This window comes from Kitasatospora sp. NPDC054768 (genome assembly GCF_053612025.1).
Map to the genome: position 1 here is coordinate 1 of NZ_JBSHBN010000298.1, position 4,458 is coordinate 4,458.

The 4,458-nt window shown below is 66.8% G+C and carries 4 protein-coding genes; 1 reads left to right on the forward strand and 3 read right to left on the reverse strand.

Annotated features, from left to right (window positions below):
- Positions 1-88: 88 nt before the first annotated feature.
- From ACWGKU_RS40440 to ACWGKU_RS40450, 3 genes are read right to left on the reverse strand one after another with little or no spacing between them, the layout of a single operon-like run.
- Complete coding sequence (locus tag ACWGKU_RS40440; RefSeq protein WP_452181032.1) at positions 89-820, reverse strand: pyridoxamine 5'-phosphate oxidase family protein; 732 nt, start codon at positions 818-820, stop codon at positions 89-91.
- Positions 817-2,229: a S10 family serine carboxypeptidase-like protein gene (locus tag ACWGKU_RS40445; protein WP_452181033.1), complete on the reverse strand. Its 1,413-nt coding sequence runs from the start codon at positions 2,227-2,229 to the stop codon at positions 817-819. The genes ACWGKU_RS40440 and ACWGKU_RS40445 overlap by 4 nt, the downstream gene beginning before the upstream one ends.
- 27 nt (positions 2,230-2,256) lie before the next feature.
- Positions 2,257-3,462, reverse strand: a complete 1,206-nt coding sequence (locus ACWGKU_RS40450; protein ID WP_401052551.1) for a phosphatidylserine decarboxylase — start codon at positions 3,460-3,462, stop codon at positions 2,257-2,259.
- Positions 3,463-3,853: 391 nt separating this feature from the next.
- Between ACWGKU_RS40450 and ACWGKU_RS40455 the strand changes: the two genes are divergently transcribed.
- A complete protein-coding gene (locus ACWGKU_RS40455; RefSeq protein ID WP_452181034.1) occupies positions 3,854-4,147 on the forward strand; it encodes a hypothetical protein in 294 nt (97 codons plus the stop codon).
- Positions 4,148-4,458 lie beyond the last annotated feature (311 nt).

Below are 4,458 nucleotides of genomic sequence, written 5' to 3' on the forward strand. Positions count from 1 at the left end.
ACCCCCGCCCATTCACCTGGACCAAGACCGCCGACGAGATCCTCGAACGACTCGCCTCATATCTTGAACGGATTCCTGGCGCAGGACACTAGGTGGTCCTGCCGATGACCCGCTGGACGGGGTCCGGCGGGTCGGCGTCCTTGTCCTTGACGTGCGAGTCGGGGATCGCCGGCCCGTAGACCTGACGCATCGGGAGCACACCGCCCCAGGCGTTGCCGTGGTCCCAGTCCCAGTCCTGCTGGTTCTCGTGCTCCGGCTCGGCGGCGTGGTGCCGCTTGACGTTCACCGTCGCGTCCTCCGTCAGGCTGACGGAGAGGACCCCGGTGGTGGGGGTGTGCTCCCCGTCCGAGTCCAGTTCGCCGCCCTTGCCGTCCTTGATCGGGCGCAGCTCGGGCCACCGGCCCGGGACGACCTGGTTGCTGAGCGCCTCGAACGCCTTCGCCCGGTCCGCCGGATCGACCTTCCGCGCGATGCCGTCCACTACCACGGAGCGGTAGTTGAGGGAGGTGCTGATCGCCGCCCGCCCGACGATGAGGCCGTCGAGCAGGGTGACGGCCAGGCAGACGTGGACCCCGGCGTCGCTCCACAGCTGCCGCAGCGAGGGCGCCAGCGCGGTCTGCGGCGGCCAGTAGATGGAGCCGTGCAGATAGAGGCGCCGCTCGTCCCCCTCCTCGTGGTACGCGTAGACCATGGGCACGCACCTCGGCCTGCCCGTTTCTGGGTCGACGTGGGCGAGGGTGCAGACGTAGCCCTGCTTGAGGACGGCTGTGGCCGCCGCCAGGTCGGCCGTCTCCTTCGTCCTCTTGAAGTGACCGCTCATCCTGTCTCCTCGTCGGCGTCCTCCAGGGCCTTGGCCAGGATGGCCCGGGCCACGCTCTCGGGGTCCTGGCCGTGGAAGGGGCGGTCGAACAGCCAGTTGTAGAGCATCTCCCGGGAGATCCGCGGCTGGTAGGCCGGTACCTCGTGCCCGGCGTCGGGCACCGCGACCTGGGTGACGTTGTTGAGGCTGCGGACGAAGCCCTTCGGGTTGCCCTGCGCCTGCTTCCAGATCAACCGCGGGACCTCCTGCCAGCCGTCCTTCATGATCTCGTCGAGGATCTCCTCGGTGCTCTGGTAGCCGCAGGCGGTGTCGAAGTCCCCGGTGTAGAGCAGGACCCTGTAGTTCTCCTTCGCGTGGATGAGCTCGGCGTACAGCGACGAGGCATCCGCCATGTTGTCGGCCTTCAGTGCGGTGGCCACCGGACCGGAGTTGTCCGCGGACTCCCACGCGTGGTCGACGTGCAGGGCCTCCTTGACGGCGGCGGTGTTGAGGTAGACGGGCAGCGCACCCGCGGACAGGTCCTCCCAGCGCCGTACGTCGTAGACGTCGAAGTCGCCTCCGTAGGCCAGGATCGCGTTGACCAGGCCGTTGCCGAGATCGGTGGCCTTCTTCATCTCGCCGGCCTTGAGGACGTCCTGGAAGTGCTTGTACGAGGAGTCCAGGACGTCCTTCTGGCCCTTGCCGAGGAATCCGGACGCGTAGGCGTAGTCGATCATGACGCGGATCGAGAGTTCCGGTCTGATCCAGCCGTTTCCTACGGCGATCCCCTGCAGATTGAGGTGCGTCCTGGGCCTCTTGAGGTTCTCCTGGTGGATCTTCCGGGCGATGTACGGCACGTACTTGCCCGCATAGCTCTCACCGCAGACGTAGAGGGGGCACTTCTGGTACTCCGGGTACGTTTCGAAGAACTGAACCAGCACCCGGTGGAACATCTCGCTGAGTTCGTCCTCGTCCTTGACGTACGTTTCCGACGTCTTGCAGTAGCTGTATCCCGCGCCGACCGGCTGGTCCCAGTAGAGGACGTGTGCTTCCTGGTTCCAGGTGTCGGGGCTGACCGAAATGGTCCCGGCGGCGTCGTCACCGACGCGCAGCGGCCCGTTCTCCAGGAACAGACCCAGGAGCGACGAGGCGCCGGGACCGCCGTTGAGCCAGATCAACAGAGGCGTCTTCTCGATCAGGTCCTTCTGCTTGTCGGCGTCGACGTGGGGATCGCAGGTCTGGCTCTCGAAGAACCAGTGGAACAAGCGGCTCCTTTCGGTGCCGGGACCGTCGACGTCCGCGTACCCGGCGTAGGACCGGACCGTCTTCGGGGCTCCTTCCTCCTCCTTCTTCCCGGGGTCGGGACAGAAGTGGATCGTCTGCGTGTTGAAGGCGTTCGCCGGGATCGCGTAAACGGGCTGACGGGGCATGGTTCGCCTTCCGTTTCGGGAGGGAGGTCAGGACGTCGGCGTAACGCGCCCGGGCAGCGGGCGGACGTAGCGCTCGATGTAGCGCTCGGTGTGCGCGACCTCCTGGAGGACTCCGATGCGCTGGCCCAGGAGGAGCTGGAGTGCGGGGAACCGCTTCTCTTCGAACAGCAGGATGTTCAGTGAACCGCCGTACTGGAAGTAGCCGATCTCGTCGCCCTTCTTCACCTCGACCGGGGTCGACTCCTCCGTGATCCTCCGGAACGGATCGAGGAACCTCACGGAGCCGATCGAGTTGAGGCCGACGGGTACCAGGGCGACAAAGCCTTCGCCGTCCGGATCCCCGTTGTGGTCCACGTACGGCGTCTTGATGATGACGTATCCGCGGCGGAAGTCCTCGAACAGGCTGTAGTCGTACCCGTAGCCGACGTTTCCCTTGTTGAGCAGGTCGGGGAAGTCCCGGATCCCGTAGTAGACGCCGCCGATGTCGTCGCGGGCCTCGACCACCCGGCCGCCGACCGGGGCGTGGTAGCGGTGGTAGGTGTCGGGCATGAGGATGCACGACACGGCCGTGCCACCGATGAACTTCTCGGCATACTTGGAGCCGTCGAGCAGCCTGCTGACACTCATGGTCACGGCCGCCTTGATCGGGAGCGGCGTGTCGGGCGCCAGGTTGTCGACGATCATGTTGATGATGCAGTCGGTCGGGGCGGTCACGACGCTGGGGTCGTCGGGGTAGTCGATCGGCCGCTTACCGGGCTTCAGTTCCCTGATGAAGAACTTGTTGAGGGTCGACCAGTCCCCCTTCTTGAAATCGGCCATCCGCTTCGGGCCGAGTTCATCGATCCACTGCTGGACCAGCTTCTCGGAATCCGTGGAATCCATCTGCCGACCCTGCAGCTGCGTGAAGTCCGCCAGCACCTCACGTCCGGATTCGCTGGTCACGAACGCGAGCCCCGCGGCGTTCTCGTAGCTGATCCAGCTGAATTTACGGATGTACTTCAGCCCGTCGGAGATGGGCTGCTTCCAACCCCAGTCGTACCATTCGACGAAGAACTCTGCCAGGGTCTTTCCGGTCGCCCCTCGCCAGTCCTTGTAAACGTCGGAGTCCGGGTACACCGTGGGCGGCGTCAAACCCCTGATCGCCGCGTCGAACTTGCGCCTGAAATCGCCTTCCTCGTCATCGTAGAGCTTCTCGACCTTCTCCTTGAGCTCCTTGATGTTCTGTGAGGCCATGTCCCGCTTCCTTCCGTGCGATGGGATCCCCCGGGCGCTGCGCCCTCACCAGTACGTCCCGATCCGCGAAGAACCGCGCCCGCAGCTACGCCGTTCGTCTAGAAACCACCTCCGCCCGGCGGTACGCCGCATGTCGCTCCCGGCCGCGGACGGCCCTGAAGCAGCAGATCCGCAGGGGCACTTCGGCACGGAAGGCCGGCACCGGTGGTGGACGCGCCCGGCCGTCTCGGGCGCCCACGGTCACCCCGACGGCCCACCGAGGCACCTGATGATGAGCGACCGTGATCCGCGCCGCCAAGCCGGACGCCACTGTGGCAGCGCGGGCCCTGACCGTCCCCACCCCTCCTTCCCGGCCCGTCGCCCGCCGGACTACCTGCACACCAGCGTCACCGTGGACAGGCCCGACCTCGAACTCCAGACCCTGACCGTGGACGGGAACGTCCAGGTCTCCGGGCAGACCAACGCCCAGGGCCTGCACTGCGCGCAGACCGCGCCGATCCTGCTCCAGTCCGGTACCTCCGGCCAGCGCCACCCGATGAGCGTCCTCGTCCGCAAGGGGCAGACGATCTCCGGCACGTTGGCGAATGCCGACGGCGACGTGGACACGGACACGAGCACGGACAAAATGACGACAACACTGCACTGGTTCCCGATCGGCAAGTCCCTCGAACTTGCCGACGGCTGAGCGCCCTTGACGCAGTGACCGTGCGGCCGGTGTCACGGCCGCGCGGTCGGGCTGGGCGAAGACCTCTCCCGACCTGCGGCAAGGACCCGGATCGCGGACTTCCCCTGGCGGGGCCCTGCGCTGTGGGCCCGCCAGGCCGCACCGCCGCCCCACCAGCCGACGCTCCTCGGGCGTGGGCGGGCGGAACGCCGGGTCCTGGAAGAACCCCGGGCACCGGACGTACAACGGGTCGGCGAAGATCAGCTCCAGGCCGTGGTGGTAGTCGAGGTCCTACCCGGCGGCCAACCGCAGCTCGCCGGGTCGCCAGGGCC

What these genes read in the sequence shown, in the direction of transcription:
- ACWGKU_RS40445 (WP_452181033.1), bottom strand. Translation starts at nt 2,229, where the DNA reads ATGCCCCGTCAGCCCGTTTACGCGATCCCGGCGAACGCCTTCAACACG.
- ACWGKU_RS40450 (WP_401052551.1), bottom strand. Translation starts at nt 3,462, where the DNA reads ATGGCCTCACAGAACATCAAGGAGCTCAAGGAGAAGGTCGAGAAGCTC.
- ACWGKU_RS40440 (WP_452181032.1), bottom strand. Translation starts at nt 820, where the DNA reads ATGAGCGGTCACTTCAAGAGGACGAAGGAGACGGCCGACCTGGCGGCG.